This is a genomic window from Variovorax paradoxus, assembly GCF_030815975.1.
In the GTDB taxonomy this organism is placed as follows: Bacteria; Pseudomonadota; Gammaproteobacteria; order Burkholderiales; family Burkholderiaceae_C; genus Variovorax; species Variovorax paradoxus_N.
This window is the reverse complement of sequence record NZ_JAUSXL010000002.1, coordinates 4,794,430-4,812,459: the sequence shown is the minus strand read 5'-3', so window position 1 is coordinate 4,812,459 and position 18,030 is coordinate 4,794,430. Positions and strand designations below refer to the sequence as shown.

The 18,030-nt window shown below is 68.3% G+C and carries 20 protein-coding genes; 6 read left to right on the top strand and 14 right to left on the bottom strand.

Annotation, left to right across the window (positions count from 1 at the left end; translation table 11 throughout):
- The first annotated feature begins 5 nt into the window (after positions 1–5).
- From QFZ47_RS26415 to QFZ47_RS26390, 6 genes are all read left to right on the top strand, one after another.
- On the top strand, positions 6–638 hold the full coding sequence (locus tag QFZ47_RS26415; protein ID WP_307658453.1) for a paraquat-inducible protein A: 633 nt from the start codon (positions 6–8) through the stop codon (positions 636–638).
- On the top strand, positions 635–1,345 hold the full coding sequence (locus QFZ47_RS26410) for a paraquat-inducible protein A (RefSeq protein ID WP_307658452.1): 711 nt from the start codon (positions 635–637) through the stop codon (positions 1,343–1,345). Before QFZ47_RS26415 ends, QFZ47_RS26410 begins: the two co-directional genes overlap by 4 nt.
- A complete protein-coding gene (locus QFZ47_RS26405; RefSeq protein WP_307658451.1) occupies positions 1,342–2,988 on the top strand; it encodes a PqiB family protein in 1,647 nt (548 codons plus the stop codon). The genes QFZ47_RS26410 and QFZ47_RS26405 overlap by 4 nt, the downstream gene beginning before the upstream one ends.
- Positions 2,985–3,620, top strand: coding sequence for a PqiC family protein (locus tag QFZ47_RS26400; protein ID WP_307658450.1), 636 nt, complete (start codon positions 2,985–2,987; stop codon positions 3,618–3,620). The genes QFZ47_RS26405 and QFZ47_RS26400 overlap by 4 nt, the downstream gene beginning before the upstream one ends.
- A 156-nt stretch (positions 3,621–3,776) precedes the next feature.
- Positions 3,777–5,396 (top strand): MFS transporter, encoded by a 1,620-nt coding sequence (locus QFZ47_RS26395; RefSeq protein WP_307658449.1) that lies wholly within the window; start codon positions 3,777–3,779, stop codon positions 5,394–5,396.
- A 97-nt stretch (positions 5,397–5,493) separates the two neighbouring features.
- Positions 5,494–5,970, top strand: a complete 477-nt coding sequence (locus QFZ47_RS26390; RefSeq protein WP_307658448.1) for a VOC family protein — start codon at positions 5,494–5,496, stop codon at positions 5,968–5,970.
- Positions 5,971–5,991: 21 nt separating this feature from the next.
- Here QFZ47_RS26390 and QFZ47_RS26385 read toward each other — a convergent pair whose 3' ends face one another.
- The 14 genes from QFZ47_RS26385 to QFZ47_RS26320 all read right to left on the bottom strand — a co-directional run bounded on the left by QFZ47_RS26385 (position 5,992) and on the right by QFZ47_RS26320 (position 17,986).
- A complete protein-coding gene (locus QFZ47_RS26385; protein ID WP_307658447.1) occupies positions 5,992–7,407 on the bottom strand; it encodes an MATE family efflux transporter in 1,416 nt (471 codons plus the stop codon).
- Entirely contained in the window at positions 7,404–7,982 is a 579-nt protein-coding gene (locus tag QFZ47_RS26380) for a DUF2239 family protein (RefSeq protein ID WP_307658446.1), read from the bottom strand. Before QFZ47_RS26380 ends, QFZ47_RS26385 begins: the two co-directional genes overlap by 4 nt.
- A 61-nt stretch (positions 7,983–8,043) precedes the next feature.
- Complete coding sequence (locus QFZ47_RS26375) at positions 8,044–8,484, bottom strand: MarR family winged helix-turn-helix transcriptional regulator (protein ID WP_307658445.1); 441 nt, start codon at positions 8,482–8,484, stop codon at positions 8,044–8,046.
- A complete protein-coding gene (locus tag QFZ47_RS26370) occupies positions 8,481–8,843 on the bottom strand; it encodes a GIY-YIG nuclease family protein (RefSeq protein WP_307658444.1) in 363 nt (120 codons plus the stop codon). Before QFZ47_RS26370 ends, QFZ47_RS26375 begins: the two co-directional genes overlap by 4 nt.
- Before the next feature lie 55 nt (positions 8,844–8,898).
- Positions 8,899–9,399 carry a hypothetical protein gene (locus QFZ47_RS26365; RefSeq protein WP_307658443.1) on the bottom strand — a complete coding sequence of 167 codons (501 nt, stop codon included), beginning with the start codon at positions 9,397–9,399 and terminating at the stop codon, positions 8,899–8,901.
- 36 nt (positions 9,400–9,435) lie between these two features.
- A complete protein-coding gene (locus QFZ47_RS26360) occupies positions 9,436–10,956 on the bottom strand; it encodes a mannitol dehydrogenase family protein (protein WP_307658442.1) in 1,521 nt (506 codons plus the stop codon).
- 5 nt (positions 10,957–10,961) lie between these two features.
- A complete protein-coding gene (gene manD, locus QFZ47_RS26355) occupies positions 10,962–12,173 on the bottom strand; it encodes a D-mannonate dehydratase ManD (RefSeq protein ID WP_307658441.1) in 1,212 nt (403 codons plus the stop codon).
- Between the two features lie 47 nt (positions 12,174–12,220).
- The gene (locus tag QFZ47_RS26350; RefSeq protein ID WP_307658440.1) at positions 12,221–13,006 is read right to left on the bottom strand and encodes an amino acid ABC transporter ATP-binding protein; all 786 of its coding nucleotides are present in this window, start codon (positions 13,004–13,006) and stop codon (positions 12,221–12,223) included.
- Positions 13,003–13,662 (bottom strand): amino acid ABC transporter permease, encoded by a 660-nt coding sequence (locus QFZ47_RS26345; protein WP_307658439.1) that lies wholly within the window; start codon positions 13,660–13,662, stop codon positions 13,003–13,005. The genes QFZ47_RS26350 and QFZ47_RS26345 overlap by 4 nt, the downstream gene beginning before the upstream one ends.
- 16 nt (positions 13,663–13,678) lie before the next feature.
- Positions 13,679–14,344 (bottom strand): amino acid ABC transporter permease, encoded by a 666-nt coding sequence (locus QFZ47_RS26340; protein ID WP_307658438.1) that lies wholly within the window; start codon positions 14,342–14,344, stop codon positions 13,679–13,681.
- Positions 14,345–14,410: 66 nt separating this feature from the next.
- Positions 14,411–15,448: an L-idonate 5-dehydrogenase gene (locus QFZ47_RS26335; RefSeq protein ID WP_307658437.1), complete on the bottom strand. Its 1,038-nt coding sequence runs from the start codon at positions 15,446–15,448 to the stop codon at positions 14,411–14,413.
- Between the two features lie 4 nt (positions 15,449–15,452).
- Positions 15,453–16,307: a transporter substrate-binding domain-containing protein gene (locus tag QFZ47_RS26330; RefSeq protein ID WP_307658436.1), complete on the bottom strand. Its 855-nt coding sequence runs from the start codon at positions 16,305–16,307 to the stop codon at positions 15,453–15,455.
- Positions 16,308–16,354: 47 nt separating this feature from the next.
- Complete coding sequence (locus QFZ47_RS26325) at positions 16,355–17,185, bottom strand: substrate-binding periplasmic protein (protein WP_307658435.1); 831 nt, start codon at positions 17,183–17,185, stop codon at positions 16,355–16,357.
- Between the two features lie 66 nt (positions 17,186–17,251).
- On the bottom strand, positions 17,252–17,986 hold the full coding sequence (locus QFZ47_RS26320) for a FadR/GntR family transcriptional regulator (protein WP_307658434.1): 735 nt from the start codon (positions 17,984–17,986) through the stop codon (positions 17,252–17,254).
- Positions 17,987–18,030: the final 44 nt, after the last annotated feature.

The following is an 18,030-nucleotide window of genomic DNA, read 5'->3' as shown; positions in this document are numbered from 1 at the left end:
CCCCTATGACGGAAGTACCTGGAACCGTGGTTTGCCCGGGCTGCGATGCGGTCTTCAGCCGCGCGCCCCTGAAGCCGCGCGAGGAGTCGCACTGCGCGCGCTGCGGCACCGAGCTCTACCGCCACCCGGGCGACCAGCAGCGCCGCATCCTGCCGCTGACGGTGGCGTCGCTGATCATGTTCGCCATTGCCAACCTGTTCCCGATCGTGGAGATGGAGCTCCAGGGCCTGCGCAGCCAGACCACGCTGGCCGGCGCGGTGCTGGTGCTGAGCCGGGAGGGCATGTCGGTAGTGGCGCTGCTGGTGCTGGCCACGACGCTGCTCTTTCCGCTGATGCAGCTGTGCATCCTGGCCTATCTGCTGGTGCCGCTGCGCCGCGAGCGCCGGCCGGCCGGCTTTGCCGTTCTGGTGCGCGCCATGCAGATGCTGCGGCCCTGGGGAATGATCGAGGTGTTCCTGCTCGGCGTGCTGGTGGCGATCGTCAAGCTGTCGAGCATGGCGAGCGTGGTGGCGGGGCCGGCGCTCTGGGCCTTCGTGGCGCTCACGGTGATGCTTACCGCCGTGCTCTCGTTCAATCCCAATGCCTTCTGGGAAATGACCTTTCGTCCGCCCGGCGAGCCCGACAGGGAGGCTGCGTGAGCGCAGGCGAGTTCCACGCGCTGGACGACGGCGAAGCGCCGGTGGCAACCGCCAGCGCGCTGGGCCTCGTGGCCTGCCCGCATTGCGATGCCGTCTGGCGCGACGCCGCCGAGGGCGAGCCGTGCGGGCGCTGCGGCACGCACCTGCACACGCGCAAGCCCTACAGCCTGGACCGCACCTGGGCCTTCCTGATCGCGGCCTGCATCATGTACATCCCGGCCAACCTGCTGCCGGTGATGATCACGCGCACGTTGTTCGGCGCGCAGTACGACACCATCCTGAGCGGCGTCATCTATTTCTGGGTCTCGGGCGCCTACGGGCTCGCGGCGATCATCTTCATTGCGAGCTTCCTGGTGCCGCTGTTCAAGCTCACGGTGCTGATCCTGCTTGCATGGCTGGCGCAGCGCGGCAGCAGCTGGCGCCGGCCCGAGCGGGCCAAGCTCTATCACATCATCGAGATCATCGGCCGCTGGTCGATGCTCGATGTGTTCGTGGTGTCGCTGCTTACCGGGCTGGTGCAGATCCAGGGCTTTGCGGTCATCAACGCGGGCGTGGGCATTGCGGCCTTCGGGTCGGTGGTGGTGCTGACGATGCTGGCCTCGCTGAGCTTCGACCCCAGGCTCACCTGGGACAGCAGGCAGCAGCAGCAAGCCGAACAGGAAGGCCGGGAACCGGCACGCGACAACAGGGAACAGAAGCCAGCATGAGTGACGACGAAGCCAGACCTAACAACGATCCATCGCCCCCGCCCGGGCTTCCTGCGCCGCGCGTGGTGCGCCGGCGCGAATGGCTGCCCTCGCTGATCTGGCTGATACCCATCGTTGCCGCGCTGGTCGGCGTGATGCTGGTGGTCAGAATCCTGATGCAGCGCGGGCCCGAGATCGTGCTTACCTTCAACACGGCCGAGGGCCTGGAGGCCAACAAGACAGCCGTCAAGTACAAGGACGTGCAGATCGGCACGGTGCAGAGCCTGCGGCTCGCGCGCGACCGCTCGCACGTGCGCGTGACCGTGCAGCTCAGCAAGGAGGCCGAGAGCTTCACCGCCGAGGATTCGCGCTTCTGGGTGGTGCGGCCGCGGCTCGACACCTCCGGCATCTCGGGCCTGGGCACCTTGCTGTCGGGCGCCTACATCGGCGCCGATGCGGGCGTGTCGAAGGAAACCGCGAGCGAGTTCAAGGGACTGGAGGTGCCGCCGATCGTCACGCGCGATGCCTCGGGCCAGCAGTTCCTGCTGCGCGCCACCGACGTGGGGTCGCTCGACGTGGGCTCGCCGGTGTATTTCCGGCGCATCAAGGTCGGCCAGGTGGCGGCCTATGAGCTCGACGGCGACGGCCGCGGCGTGACGCTGCGCATCTTCGTCAATGCGCCCTACGACAAGTTCGTGGGCGTCAACACGCGCTTCTGGCAGGCCAGCGGCATCGATGCGCAGCTCAGCGCCAGCGGCTTCACGCTGCGCACGCAGTCGCTCGCCACCATCCTGCTCGGCGGCATCGCGTTCCAGGCGCCCGACGACGCCATGGGTCCGCTGGCCAAGGAGAACACGGCCTTCACGCTCGCGCAGGACGAAACCGCGGCCATGAAGGAGCCCGACGGTCCTTCGCAGACGCTGCTGATGTACTTCAACCAGTCGCTGCGCGGCCTGGCGCCGGGTGCGCCGGTCGATTTCCGCGGCGTGGTGATCGGCGAGGTCAAGTCGATCGGCGTGGAGTTCGACCGCGCCGAGCGCGAGTTCCGCATGCCGGTGCTGGTGCAGGTCTACCCGGACCGGCTGCGCCGCCGCGCGGGCGAAAGCGGCGTGGAGTCGCGTGCCACCCAGCAGGAGCGGCTGCGCTTCCTGGCCGAGAAGGGCCTGCGTGCGCAGCTGCGCAACGGCAACCTGCTGACCGGGCAGGTGTACGTGGCGCTCGACTTCTTTCCCAAGGCGCCGCCGGCCAGGATCGACATGGCGAAGAGCCCGATCGAGCTGCCCACCATCGCCAACAGCCTCGACGAGATCCAGTCGCAGGTGCAGGAGATCGCAAGCAAGCTCAACAAGGTGCCCTACGAGCAGATTGCGGCCGACCTGCGCACCACGCTGGCCTCGCTCAACAAGACGCTGGCCAGCACCGAGCAGGCGGTCACCCGCATCAACACCGACCTGACGCCCGAACTGGCCGCCGCCATGAAGGACGTGCGCAAGACCGTCAACAGCGCCGAGCGCACGCTGGCCGACGATTCGCCGCTGCAGCAGGACATGCGCCAGACGCTGCGCGAACTCACGCGTGCCGCGGGCTCGGTGCGCGTGCTGACCGACTACCTCGAGCGGCACCCCGAATCGCTCTTGCGCGGCAAACCGGACGACAAGAAATGAAGGACAAGAAAAAGCTGTTTCCGCTTGCTGCCGCTGCAGCGCTGGCGATCCTCGCAGGCTGCGCGAGCAAGCCCGACAACTACTACACGCTGGCCAGCCCGGTGGCGGCTGCGGACGCGGCCCCATCGACCCTCGGTTCGGCCGCGCCGCTCTACATCGAGCTGGCGCCGGTGGCGGTGCCCGAACGGCTCGCGCGGCCGCAGATGGTGGTGGGCCGGCCGAACGGCAGCGTGCAGGTGGATGTGTTCGAGCAGCACCGCTGGGCCGCGTCGTTCGAGAGCGAGCTGCAGGATGCGCTGGCCAGCGGCATCGCGGCGCGGCTCGGCGCGCTCGATGTCACCAAGGGCGGCCGGCAGTCTTCGCAGCCCGTCTGGCGCATCGCAGTGCAGGTGCGCCAGTTCGACGCGGTCGATGGAGGCCGGGTGGACGCGGGCTTCAACTGGACGCTGCGGCGCTCCGACGAGCCTCGCACCATGGCATGCCAGTTGAACGTGGGCGAAGCGGTGGCGGGCGGCGGCATCGATGCGGTGGCGCAGGGCGCGCAGCGCGTCACTGCCGCGGCGGCCACGGCCATTGCGCGCAGCGTGAATGCGGCGCGGGCGAATCCGGCGGCGACCGCGTGTCCGCTCTGACTTTTTCTCCCTCCCCTTCCGGGGGAGGGCTGGGGTGGGGGCGCGACGGCGGTCATCGATGCATGGCGTCCAGTTGCAAGCTGCCCCCATCCCAACCTTCCCCCGAAGGGGAAGGAGCAATACCGGCGTCTGCTTTCAGATAGATCGGAGATCACCATGGCACAGATCGGCAAGGCCCCCTGCGACAACACGCTGATCCTGCATGGCGCAAGTGCGCAGGAGGGCGCCTGTCCCGAAGCGTCCAAACCCTGGGTGCTGGCCGCGGCCATCGTGGGCTCGAGCATGGCCTTCATCGACGGCACGGTGGTCAACGTGGCGCTGCCGGCCATCCAGGCCGACCTGCGGGCCACGGCGTTCCAGGCGCAGTGGGTGGTCGAGTCCTATGCCCTGCTGCTGGCGGCGCTGCTGCTGGTGGGCGGTGCGCTCGGCGACCATTTCGGGCGGCGCCGCATCTTTGCGATCGGGGTCGGCATCTTCGCCGTTGCTTCTGTGGCCTGCGGGCTCTCCGGCAGCGTGCAGCAGCTGATTGCCGCGCGCGCGGTGCAGGGCATAGGCGCGGCCTTGCTGGTGCCCGGCAGCCTGGCGCTCATCAGCGCCGCATTTCCCGAGAAGGAGCGCGGCAAGGCCATCGGCATCTGGTCGGGCTTCAGCGGCATCACGGCGGCCGCGGGGCCTGTGCTCGGCGGCTTCCTGGTCGATCACTTCTCGTGGGCCTGGGCCTTTTTCATCAACGTGCCGATGGCGCTGCTGGTGCTGTGGATCGCGTGGCGCCACGTGCCCGAGAGCCGCGGATCGTCAGCCAGCGGCGGACTCGATGTGATCGGCGCGCTGCTGGCCACGGCCGGCCTCGGCGGCATCGTCTACGCCTTCATCGAGGCGCCCACACAGCACTGGAGTTCGCCCGCGGTGCTGGCGGCGCTGGTCATCGGCGTTGCGGCCAGCATGGGCTTCGTGGCCGCGGAGCGCAGGGCGCGCACGCCGATGCTGCCGCTGGCGCTGCTGCGCATCGGCAACTTCAGCGGCGCCAACCTGCTGACCCTGCTGCTGTATGCGGCGCTCGGCGGCGGGCTGTATTTCTTCCCGCTCAACCTGATCCAGGTGCAGGGCTACTCGGCCACCGTGGCGGGCGCGGCGCTGCTGCCGTTCATCCTCATCATGTTCGCGCTCTCGGGCTGGGCCGGGCAACTGGTCGACCGCTTCGGCCCGCGGCTGCCGCTGGTGATCGGTCCCGCGATTGCCGCGGTGGGCTTTGCACTGTTCGCACTGCCCGGCGTGGATGCGAGCTACTGGCGCGGCTTCTTTCCCGCGGTGGTGGTGCTGGGCTTCGGCATGACCGTGACCGTGGCGCCGCTCACGACCACGGTGATGAACGCGGTCGGGCCCGAGCAGGCCGGCGTGGCCTCGGGCGTCAACAACGCGGTGTCGCGCGCGGCCGCGGTGCTGGCCATTGCGGTGTTCGGCGTGGTCATGGCCTGGGCCTTCGATGGGGCGCTGTCCGAGAGCCTGCGCGGCATGGGCGCTTCGGCGGAAGTTTCGGCGTTTCTCGAGGGCGAGCGCAGCAAGCTGGCCGGCGCCGCGCTGCCGCCGGGCGTCGATGCGGCCACCGCCGCGGCCTTGAAGAAGGCAGTGGCCCAATCCTTCGTGGCGGGCTTTCGCTGGGTGATGCTGTTGAGCGCGGGGCTGGCGGTACTCAGTGCATTGAGCGCCTGGCTGATGATTGGCGGCGGGGCGGCGCCCGCGAATGCCGCCCCGGCGCCTGGCAAGCCAGCCGCATGAAAACTTCCCTCTGACGGGCGCTGCACGGATTGACAAGCACCTCGCACCGCCTTGATACTGAACCTGTAGGTTCATCATCAAAACTCAGGAGATTCCCATGCAGAAGATCGTTCCCTGCCTCTGGTTCGACCGCAACGGCGAAGACGCGCTCAAGTTCTACACCGCCATCTTTCCGAACTCGCGCATGACCGAAAAGCAGCTCTGGGGCGACGAGAACCCCAGCCTCAAGGGCTCGCTGCTCACCGCGATGTTCGAGCTCGACGGGCAGGAGTTCATGGTGCTCAACGGCGGGCCGCAGTACAAGTTCACCCCGGCCATCTCGATGCTCGTGAGATGCGAGACGCAGGCCGAGGTCGACAACTACTGGGAGAGGCTGCTCGAAGGCGGCGGCCAGCCGGTGCAGTGCGGCTGGCTCACAGACCGCTACGGCGTGTCGTGGCAGGTCGCGCCCACGCCCATCCTGCGCATGTTCAAGGACAAGGATCCGGCCAAGGCCGCCCGCGCGATGCAGGCGATGATGAAGATGATCAAGCTCGACATCGCCGAGGTGCAGAAAGCCTTCGACGGCGAGTGATCCGATCCGCCGCCGCGGCGGCTACACCATCCGCCGGATCGCCTTCTTGCGCCACACCAGCCGGTAGTAGGCCGTCTGCAGCAGCAGCATCGCGCCGAAGGTCACGGGGTAGGCCCACCAGATGCCGTTGAGCCCGATGCGGTGGCTCATGAACCAGGCCACGGGCACCTCGATGCCGATCAGGCAGAGGATCGAGATGGCCGTGGGCACCAGCACCGAACCGCTGGCCCGCATGATCCCCGAGATGGCCGCGGCCATGCCGAAGATCACCAGGCTCCACAGCATGATGTGCAGCAGCGTCTGCGCAATCTCGATCACCGGCGCGCTGGTGATGAAGAAGCCCATGAGGTGGCGCGAGAACAGGTAGCCCAGCAGCACCAGGCCGCCGGTCAGCACCAGGTTCATCAGCAGCGCGGTCCTGGCGATGGCGCCCAGCCGGTCGGCGCGGCCCGCGCCGATGGCCTGTGCGCCCAGGATCGACGCCGTGATGGCGATCGAGATGGCCGGGAACTGCACGTAGGCCACCACCTGGTTCACCGCGCCATAGGCCGCGGTGGCGCTGGAGCCATAGCTGTTGACCAGCGAGAGCAGCGCCACCTCGGCCAGCGCCACCACGATCATCTGCACGCCCGTGGGTATGCCCACCTTGAGCACGGCTTTCAGCAGCTTGGGGTCGATGCGCAGGTGGCGGAAGAATTGCGCATCGGGCGCCAGCGGGCTGCCGCGGCGGCGCAGGCGCCAGCCCAGCCACAGCGTGGCGAGCACGAAGGCCAGCACCGAGGCCCAGGCGGCGCTCGCGACGCCCAGTTGCGGCAGGCCGCCCCAGCCGCGGATGAGCGCGGGCGTGACGACGAGGCCGGTTCCGGTGGAGATCAGCAGCGTGAGCAGCGGAGTGACCGTGTCGCCGACGCCGCGCAACATGGCGGTGGAAAGCAGGAACACGAACAGCCCCGGCATCGCGATCAGCATGATGCGCGCATAGCGCGTGGAGTCGGCCAGCACGTCGGGCGGCGTGCCCAGCAAGGAAAGCAGCGGCGTCGTGAAGGCGCCGCCGAACACGGCCACCGCCAGCCCGAGCAGGATGCCGACCGACAGCGCGGTGCCCGCGATGGCCTTGGCCTTGGCGGCGTCGCGCGCGCCCCAGGCCTGGCCGATCAGCACCGAGGCGCCGGCGCCCAGCCCGATGACAAAGGCGATGAAGAAGAACATCACCGGGAAGAAACTCGACACGGCCGCCAGCGCGCCGACGCCGATCATCTGGCCGATGTAGATGTTGTTGATGGTGCCCGACATGGACTGCAGGATGTTGCTGAGCAGCATCGGCGCGAGGAAGAACAGGAAGGTCTTCCACAGCGCGCGCGGCGCACCGACGGGCGCCACCGACGTGCCTTGAAGGCCGCTCTGGCCTGTGCTTGCGTTCTCGGGGGTCGTTCTCATGCAGTGGTGCTCCAGCCGGCGGCGGACAGTTTTTGAAGATGGGTGCGCAGGTCCGCGGGCCAGGCGTCGATCAGTGCCTCGAAGCGCTCGTGCTCGCCCGCGAACAGCGCGCGCGTGGCTTCCTCGAAGCCGGGCAGGGCGCCGGCGATGGCGGTCATGAAGCGGTAGGTGGCTTCGCGCGATGCGCGCACGGCATCGCGGTCGGCATTGACGCGGCTCGCCTCCTGCACCAGGCGCCGCAACGCGACCGAAGCGCCGCCCGGTTGGCGGTTGAGCCAGTCCCAGTGACGCGGAAGCAGGGTGACTTCGCGCGCCACGACGCCCAGCCTCGGACGGCCTACGCCGCGCGGGGTTTCGTCATGGGCCCCGGCGCTGGCAGCGGATGTCACGACGCCGGCCCGGTTGTGCACGTCGAAGTCGAGCGGCTCGCCGGTCTGTTCGTCGAACACGAGGTAAGGCGTGTCGTCGTCCTTGCGTCCGCGCAACTGCGCGAGCACATCGGCCGTGCGTCCCTGCGCGATGCGCTTGAAGCCGGCGAAAACAATCAGGTTGATGGGTGGCGTGTCGGATGGCATGTCGGATTCGTTGTTCGTCTGGTCCGGTCGAAACGGGCTGCGGACCTGCTCGTTGAACGGCTCAGACCTTCGGCGTGTCGTCGTGGCAAAACGCAAGGAGCGTGGCGTTGATTTGCGGCAGGCTTTGCGGGGCCAGCGATTTCACCGTATCGGCGCAGATGGCTTCAACGGTCGTGACCGCAGCTTGCATCAATTTTTTGCCGCTGGGGCGGATGGTTGCATGGCGGCGGTTGTCTTCGATCGCGCCGGCCGTGCGTTCGGCCAGTCCTGTTTTTTCGAGCAGGACCATTTTGCGAACCAGCGCCGACATCGGCAACCCCAAGGTGCGCGAAAGCTCGGTCATCGCCATGCGGCCGCCTTCGGCGCACAGGAGCGCATGGAGCAAAGTGAAGTCTTCGTAGTTCAGGCCGTGGAAGGCGCCCAACTCCTCTTGGAGCTTCAGGTTCAGGCTGGCGTGGGCACGGCCGATGTTGAGGCACAAGTCCAGCGGATCGATGCTCATGGCGCGTCGTAGCCCCGGTCGCCGTGGCACTGGAGTTCCTCGCGCCAGAGCGCGAGGAGTTTCTCCAGCTCGGCGGCGCGGTCGAAGGCCGGGTCGTCGCGTTCCTTGACCCGGTCGATCACCTCGAAGCTGAAGTGTTCGGCGCCATGCGCGGCCCAGTCGCTCACCAAGGCCTTGTTGCGGTGCGAACGCAGGCCGAGTTCGAAGCGGGCCCGGTTCATCGCGCCCTCGACATCGAGGCTTCCGGCCACATGAATGCGGCCGCTCAGCGTGTTGCGAATGACGAAGACGCCCGCGGGGAGCACCGTGTCCTTGTATTTCCTGACGAGGGCGCGCTTCGTCTCTGGTGGCAGGTTCATGCCGCGAATATTACCCGGGCAAAACTAAATGCACAATCTACCCGGGTAAAAATATTCAAAGCGCCTGGCCTCGCAACCGGCGCCAGAGGCGGTGCATGCGCCAGTTGAATGCGCGCACCACGCGCCACGGGCGGCTCTCGCGAACGAGCGTCAGCACGTGGTCTTTCCAGGCTTTCCAGCGCGGGTACCAGCGGGCGAACAGCGGAATGCGCATGAGCGCGGGCTCGACCAGTTGGAAGATGCGCGCGACGAAGGCGGTACCGATCAGCTTGGCGACGACCAGCACCGTCACGCCGCTTGCGGCATGGCCGCGGCCGAAGAGAAAGAGGGCGAGCACCTTGACTGGCAGCAACAGCAGGACCGGCAGCATGAAGGCCAACATCGCGCCCCACGGCGGCAAACCGCGCAGCCGGTTTTCCAGCCGCGCCCACAGCGGCAGCCGGGCCAGGCGGCGGACCAGCGCGGCGAGCGGCTCCCAGCCCCATTCCTCGAACAGCAGGATGGGCACGAGCAGCGCGGTGGCAAGGGCGCGCAAGAGGCGGGTGAAGAAGTGCATGGCCAGGCATTGTGACCGCGGGCCTGGCCCGCTCGCTCAGGCCTGAACCGCCAGCGTCTCGTGCACACCCAGCTCGCGCAGCGCACGCAGCTGCCTGGCCACGGCGGAGATGAAGCGCGCGTTGCTTCCGAGGTCATTGCCGAACACCGGCGCGAAAGCCGCGAACGCAGCCACGCGCGCTTCGTCGGCCCGTGCCGGCTCGGCAGCGGCTGCCGCGCGTTCGGCCGCCGCACATCGTTCGGCCAGCGCGTCGGCCAATGGATCCTGGATCTCGTGGCGGCGGCCGAGTTCGTCCACGCCGCGCAGGTAGTGCAGCCAGGCCGCGACGGCCAGCGCAAGGCGGTCGATCGAAGCGCCTGCGGCGAGCCGGTCGCGCACCGTGCCCAGCAGGCGCTGCGGCAGCTTCTGCGAGCCGTCCATCGCGATCTGCGCGGTGCGGTGCGCGAGCGCCGGGTTGGCGAAGCGCTCGAGCAGGCGTTGGCGGTACGCATCGAGGTCCAGCCCGGGAAGCGCCGGCAGCGTGGGCGCGATCTCGTTGCGCATGAGCCCGTCGAGGTAGCGGTGCAGGGCAGGGGTGGCGACCGCGCGGTCGACCGTGTCGAGGCCCGCCATGGCGCCGAGGTACGCGAGTGCCGAATGCGCGCCGTTGACCATGCGCAGCTTCAGTGTCTCGAAGGGGCGCGCGTCGGCCACGAAGCGGGCGCCGCCCGCGTCCCAGGCCGGGCGGCCGGCCGCGAAGTCGTCTTCCACCACCCATTCGAGAAAGCGCTCGCCGACCACCGGCCAGGCGTCCTCCAGGCCGAGCGCGGCGTTGACCTGCGCGCGGTCGGCGTCGGTGGTGCGCGGGACGATGCGGTCCACCATCGAACAGGGGAAGCTGCAGTGTTCGGCAATCCAGCGTGCCAGCTGCGGATCGACGCGCTGCGCGAAGTCCAGCACCAGGCCGCGCAGCAGGTGGCCGTTGGACGGCAGGTTGTCGAGCGACAGCAGCGTGACCGGCGCCAGCCCGCGCAGCTGCCGCAGGCGCAGGCCCGAAACCAGGAAGCCGAGCGTGCCGCGCGGCGCATCGGGGCGCGCGAGGTCGTGCAGCACGTCGGGATGGTCGGCGCGCAGCGCACCGGTGGCCGGGTCGTGGCAGTAGCCTTTTTCCGTGACGGTGAGGCTCACGATGCGGGTCGCGGGATGGGCGATGCGCGCGAGCACCGCCGCCGGGTCCTCGGGCGCGACCTGCACGCCGAGCAGGCAGCCGATGACCTGCAGCGACGCACGCGGCATGCCGGCCTCGTCCACGTCGCGCAGTGCGAGCGTGTAGAGGCCGTCCTGCGGCGCGAGCGCATCGCGCGTTTCGGCGCTGCGCAGCGACACCCCCGCGATGCCCCAGCGCAGGTCGCCGCTGGCATGCAGCGCCGCCTCGGTGACGGCGGCCAGGTGGGCGCGCTGGAACGCGCCGACGCCCAGGTGGACGATGCCGGCCTCGAGCGAGGCGCGGTCGTAGGCGGGGCGCGCCACCGCGGGCGGCAGCGCGGCCAGCGTCCCGGGATTCAGCCTGTCGGGCATGGCGCTCACCAGTTCCACAGCGTGCCGTCGTGCTGCAGGCGGTTGACCGGCAGGTAGGCGCGCTTGTAGGGGTACTTCGCGGCCAGCGCCTCGTCGATCTCCACGCCGTGGCCGGGCACGTCGCCGGGGTAGAGCATGCCCTGGTCGAAGGTGTAGGCGTGCGGGAACACGGCGTCGGTTTCTTCGGTGTGGCGCATGTACTCCTGGATGCCGAAATTCGGCACCCACAGGTCGAAATGCAGCGCCGCGCCCATGCACACCGGCGACAGGTCGGTGGCGCCGTGGCAGCCGGTGCGCACCTGGTAGAGCGAGGCCAGGTCGGCGATGCGGCGCAGGTGCGTGATGCCGCCGGCATGGACCACGGTGGCGCGGATGTAGTCGATCAGCTGGTTCTCGATCAGCGCCTTGCAGTCCCAGATGGAGTTGAAGATCTCGCCCACCGCCAGCGGCGTGGTGGTGTGCTGGCGGATCAGGCGGAAGGCATCCTGATTCTCGGCCGGCGTCGCGTCCTCCATCCAGAAGAGGTTGAAGGGCTCGAGCGACTTGCCCAGGCGGCCCGCCTCGATCGGCGTCAGGCGATGGTGCACGTCGTGCAGCAGGTGGTGCTCGAAGCCGAGCTTCTCGCGGATGCGCTCGAACAGCTTGGGCGTGTGGCGCAGGTACTTTTCGGTGGACCAGTCGTGCTCGGAGGGCAGGTCGGCATCGGCCGGCTCGTAGAACAAAGTGCCCTTGCCGACGCCGTAGACCTTCTCCAGCCCCGGCACGCCGCTTTGCGCGCGGATGGCCTTGTAGCCGGCGTCCGCATAGCGCAGCACCTCGTCCACCGTGTGCTCGATGTCGCTGCCGTTGGCGTGGCCGTAGACCATCACGCCGGTGCGGCTCTTGCCGCCGAGCAGCTGGTACAGCGGCAGGCCCGCGGCCTTGGCCTTGATGTCCCACAGGGCCGTGTCCACGGCGGCGATGGCGGTCATGGTGACCGGGCCGCGGCGCCAGTAGGCGCCCTTGTAGAGGTACTGCCAGATGTCCTCGATCTGGTGCGCGTCGCGTCCGATCAGGCAGGGAATGACGTGCTCGGTGAGGTAGGCGGCCACGGAGAGTTCGCGCCCGTTGAGCGTGGCGTCGCCGATGCCGGTCAGGCCTTCGTCGGTTTCGATCTTGAGGGTGACGAAGTTGCGGCCGGGGCTACAGACGATGACGCGGGCGTTGGTGATTTTCATGGTTGAAGCGAGAGAGATGGAAGCGGCGTTCGTTGTCGGTTCGTTCGTCAGCCGTTCCAGCCGAGGTGGCCGAGGAAGTCGCGCGTGCGCTCCACGGTGGGGTGCTCGAAGATCTGCGCGGGCGGCCCCTGTTCGATGATGGCGCCGGACTCGAACACCACCACCCAGTCGGCCACGCGCCGCGCAAAGCCCATTTCATGCGTGACCACGATCATGGTCATGCCTTCCTGGGCGAGCTTCTGCATCACGCTGAGCACTTCGCCCACGGTTTCGGGGTCGAGCGCGGAAGTGGGCTCGTCGAACAGCATCACCTCCGGCTCCATGGCCAGCGCGCGGGCAATCGCCACGCGCTGCTGCTGGCCGCCGGAAAGGTTGGCCGGGAAGCTGCCGGCCTTGGCGGACAGCCCGACCTTCTCCAGCAGCGCCATGGCGCGCGCCTTGGCCTCGGCCTCGCGCATGCCCAGCACGGTGATGGGGCCCATGGCCACGTTGTCGAGCGCGGACTTGTGCGGGAACAGCTCGAAGCTCTGGAACACCATGCCCATGCGCTGGCGCACCTTGCGCACCGCCGACTCCTGCACGGGCAGCGGCACGCCGTCGATCAGCACGCGCCCGCCGTTGATGGTTTCCAGCGCGTTGGTACAGCGCAGCAGCGTGGACTTGCCCGAGCCCGAAGGGCCGATCAGGCACATCACCTCGCCCTTGTGGACCTGCAGCGAGACGCCGTTGAGCGCCACGAAGTCGCCATAAAGCTTGCGCACCTCTTCATAGACCAGCACCGGCGGCTGGTCGGCGTTCTTGCGCGCGGGGGCGCGGGCGATGTCGTTGTTCATTCCTTGACTCCGTATGTGCGGTGGATCCAGTCCACCAGCTTGGCTTGCGGGTAGCCCATCAGCCAGTAGAGGACGGCCATGGCGGTCAGCATTTCCAGCACGCGGAAGGTCTGCGCGCGGATCTGCATCGCCGTGTAGGCCAGTTCGCTCACGGCGATGACGGACACCAGCGAGGTGTCCTTGAAGAGCGAGACCCAGGTGCTCGCGATCACCGGCAGGATGCGGCGCCCCGCCTGCGGGATGACCACCTTGAACATGGCCTGGCGGCGCGACATGCCCATGGCGAGCGCCGCTTCCATCTGCCCCTTGCGGATCGAATTGATGCCGGCGCGGAAGGTCTCGGCGTTGTAGGCCGAGATGTTGAGCACCAGCGCCACCAGCGCGGTGACGAGCGGCGAGAGCTGAAACTCGACCGCCATCGGCATCACGTAGAAAACCCAGTAGATCACCAGGATCAGCGGCAGGTTGCGGAAGAACTCCACGAAGGCGAGCGAGGCGGACTGCAGCAGCCTGTTCGACGACAGCCGCATCAGCGCCAGCATGATGCCGCCCGGCACGGCCAGCAGCATGGTCAGCACCGTGAGCCCCACGGTCAGCGCCGCGCCTTCGAGCAAAGCCTGGCGGTGCGTCCAGATCACGGACCAGTCGAAAGTCATGGGATGGCCCTCTTCATCATGAACGCCCCAGGTGCGCAACGCGGTGGTACAGCCGGTCGATGCCGCGCGTGACCGGGAACAGGATCGCGAAGTACGCCACCATCACCGCGGTGAACACTTCCACCGGCCGGTAGCTTTGGCCCGCCACGGTTTCGGCGCGGTGCATCAGCTCGGGCACGGCGATCACGGTGGCAATGGCCGTGTCCTTGATGGCGATGGTGAGGATCGAGCCGAAGGCCGGCAGCATGCGGATGGTGGCCTGCGGCAGCAGCACCTTGCGCAGCAGCTGCGCGCGCGACATGCCCAGCGCCAATGCGGCACGCGTCTGGCCCGGCCGGATCGATTCGATGCCCGCGCGGATCACCTCGGCCGCATAGGCCGCGATGTGCAGCGTCAGCGCGGTCACCGCGGCCCAGAACGGCGCGAAGGTGAAGCCCACGAGCAGCGGGAACGCGAAGTACATCCACACCAGCACCACCAGCACCGGAATGGCGCGCATCGAGTCGATGTAGAACACGAGCAGCGGGCGCAGCCAGCCGGGGCCGTACAGCCGCAGCAGCGCGATCGCCAGGCCCGCGAGGATGCTGGTGACCGCGCTGATGAGGCTCAGCGCGACCGTCACGCCCAGGCCGCTGGCGAAGAATCGCCAGTTGTCGGCAATCGGGGAAAAGTCGAATTCCATGGAAGCTCCGCGAGAGAAGGGCGGGAGAAGGGCGGGAGAGGGCGGCAGGATCAGGCGATCCCGCCGTCAGAACGTGACGAGCACCTTCATCGCGCGGTGCCGGTCCGCTGCCAGCGCGAAGGCGTCGTGCACGCGCGCCACCGGCACCGCCTCGGTCAGCAGAGGCGACACGTCCAGCAGGCCGCGGCTCAGATAGTCCACCGCCCAGGCGTATTCGTCGACGAAGCGGAAGCTGCCGACCAGGTGCAGGCTCTTGACCATGATCTGGTTGAAGGGGCAGCTTTCGCTGTTGCCGCCGAGCGTGCCGACCTGCACGATGGTGCCGCGCGGGCGCGTCGACCGGATGCAATTGGCCAGGCCGTCGTAGTGGCCCGAGACCTCGAAGCTCGCATCGACCTGGCCCTTGTCCGCGGCCAGTGCCAGCAGCGCATCGGGATCGTTGGCCGCGTTGATGGTGCGCGTCGCGCCGACACGCGTGCAGGCCGCGAGCGTCTCGTCCACGATGTCCACCGCAATGAGTTGGCTGGCACCCGCGAGCTTCGCGGCCATGAGGATCAGCGCGCCGATCGGGCCGGCACCCACCACCATCACCGTCTTGCCGAGCAGCGAGCCGGCCTCCTGCACCGCATGCAGCGCCACGGCCAGCGGCTCGCCGAAGGCGGCCAGCTCGAACGACAGCGTGTCGGGCACCACCACGCACTGCGTGGCTTCGACCACCACCTGCTCGCGCATCGCGCCCTGCATGTGCGGCCAGCGGCTCGCGCTGCCGAAGAAGTGGACGTTCTCGCAATGGTTGGACGCGCCCGCGCGGCAGAAACGGCAGACACCGCAGGTGCGCGACGGGTTGAGGGCCACGCGGTCGCCGGGCTTCACCGAGCTGACCTGCGCGCCCACTTCCACGACCTGGCCCGAGGCCTCGTGCCCCGGCGTCAGCGGTGCGCGGATGACGAAGTCGCCGACGCGGCCGTGGCGGTAGTAGTGCAGGTCGGAGCCGCAGATGCCCACAGCCTTGACGGCCACGCGCACCTGGGTGGGCGCCAACGGTTCGGCCGGGCGTTCGGCAAGGCGCAGGTCGAGCGCGCCGTGGATTTCGCAGTTCAGCATGGCGTTACTTCAGGTTCTGCGTCATGCGGCGCTCTTCTTCGCTGAGCGCGGGCTGCATGCGTTGGGCCACGGCGCGCAGCCAGTCGAGATACACCTGCTGGTCCTTCGCCACGCCCATGCCGGTCTGGATCTGGAAAATCTTGCTGTCCTGGCAGTCGTTCTCCTTGGGGAACACGGCCAGGCCCTTGACCTTCTTGCTGATGTTGGGCCACAGCATGCGGTTGAGCGGCGCAACGTCCGAGCGGCCGGCCATCACCTCTTCGATCGGCGCGACCGAACCGGAGTTGGCGACGCCGCGCAGCTTGGCCTTCGCGAACTGCTGGCGCACCAGCGGCTCCTCGCCCGCGCCGGAGAAATACGCCATGGTGATCTCGGGCTTGTTGAAGTCTTCCAGGGTGCGTGCGCTGGTGAACTTCGGGTTGTCGGCGCGGCCGAACATGCACACGCCGGTGCTCGAGAAGGTGACGAAATCGATGATCTTCGCGCGCTCGGCGGTTTCGTTCAGCGGCCCGATCATGATGTCCATCTGGTTGGCCGTGAGCGACGGCACCTTGGTTTCGTGGCTCACCGCCACTGGCTCCATCTTCACGCCCAGCAGCTTGGCGAATTCCTTGCCCAGCGTCCACGACGGGCCGGACCACGGCTCGCCATCGCCCGCCGTGTTCTGCGCCAGCCAGGGCGGGTTGTTGACCACGCCCACGCGCAGCACGCCGGCCTTGCGGATGGCGTCGATGCGGGGGCTCGCGCCGGGGGGCGGCGGCGTCTGGGCCGCGGCGACGAGGCAGGTGCCGGCCAACGCGGCGGCAAGTGCGGCGGTGGCCAGCTTGCGGCCGAGGAAAGTCCTGGGGATGCGTGACATGAGGGTCTCCGGTTTTTTGATGACTGAACGATGTGTGACTTGCTTGCTTATTTCAGTGCGCCGATCACGCGGGCCTCGTCGGCGTCGAGCTGCGCCTTCCGGGCCTTGGCGACCTGCCGCAGCCAATCGAGGTAGGCGGGCTGGTTCTTGTCGACCGCCAGGCCGACCGGCGAGGCTTTCTCGGTGCTGCCCTGGCAGTTGTTTTCCTTCGGCAGGACGGCCAGGCCCTTGACCTTCTGCTGCAGCCCGACCCACGGCACGCGGTTGATGGGTGCCGCGTCGGCGCGGCGCGCCATGATTTCTTCCACCGGCGCGGTGGCGCCGGAACTGGCCACGGCGCGCAGCCTGGCCTTGGGGAAGCGTTCCTTGACCCAGCCTTCCTCGGCGCCGCCGGTGAAGTAGGCGATGGTCACCTCGGGCCGGTTCAGGTCGTCGACCGAGGTGGCCTTGGCCAGCTTGGCGTTGTCGGCGCGGCCGAACATGCACACGCTGGTGGCGGAGTAGGCGACGAAGTCGACCACCTTCAGCCGCTCGGGCGTTTCGCCCAGCGGGCTGATCGTCATGTCGACCTGGTTCGATGCGAGCACCGGCACCTTGGTCTCGTGCGACACCGGCACGGTGCTGAGCTTGACGCCGAGCAGGCGGGCGTACTCCTTGGCCAGCAGCCAGGCCGGGCCGCTCCAGGGCTCGCCATTGCCGGTCGTGTTCTCGATCAGCCAGGGCGCGTTCTGCAGCACGCCGACGCGCAGTTCGCCGGCCTTGCGGATCGCATCGATGCGCGGGCTCGCGCCGGGCGCGGGCGGCTCTTGCGCGTGGACAGCGCCGAAGGTGCCGGCAAGCAGCAGTGCGCCAAGGCAGTGGGCAAGTTGGGGCTTCATGGTTCTTGTCTCCGTCTTCTTGAATGAGTGAAGCGCGCTGAGGCGGCCGCGCGCGGGACTGGGCGCCTAGCGCCAGCTCTGGGCGAATTCGCCGATCACACGTTCCAGGTGCGCCCGCATGGCCAGCCGCGCGGCACCGGCATCGCCCGAGACGATCGCAGCGAAGATGCGCTGGTGGTCGTCCTGCGACTTCAGGCGCAGTGCGGGCGAATGGAAGTGCTGCTCGATCTGCGTCCAGATCGGGCCCTTGGCCTGGTCCCAGAGATTCGTCACCGTCTGCAGCAGCACGCTGTTGCCGGTGGATTCGGCAATGTGCAGGTGGTACATGCGGTCGGCCGCCTCGTTGGCTTCCTTGTCGTGCATCTGCTCGCGCATGGTGGCGAGCGCGCCGAACATTTTGTCCAGGTCGGCATCCTTGCGCGTGGTGGCCGCCAGCGAGGCGATTTCGGACTCGATCAGGCAGCGCGCGCGCAGCAGCTCGAAGGGGCCGGCGCCGGTTTCCTGGGCCAGGGGCAGCCGCGTTGGCGCGCTTTGCGGCTGGCAGATGTAGATGCCGGAACCGCCGCGCACCTCGACCACGCCCTGAAGCTCCAGCGCAATGATGGCCTCGCGCACCGAGGTGCGGCTGACGTCGAAGCGCTCCGCCAGCGCTCTTTCGGAAGGCAGCCGCTGGCCGACCAGAAATTCACCCTGTTTGACCAATTCATGAATATTGGCAGCCAGGCGTTGATACGGCTTCTCCACCGGAAGTTGGCCGATTTTCGACATCGCTGCGGAGGGATGAATGAGCTTGAGGGCCATGATGGTTCAAAGTGGTTAGACCACATTTTGCGTGGCGTACCAAT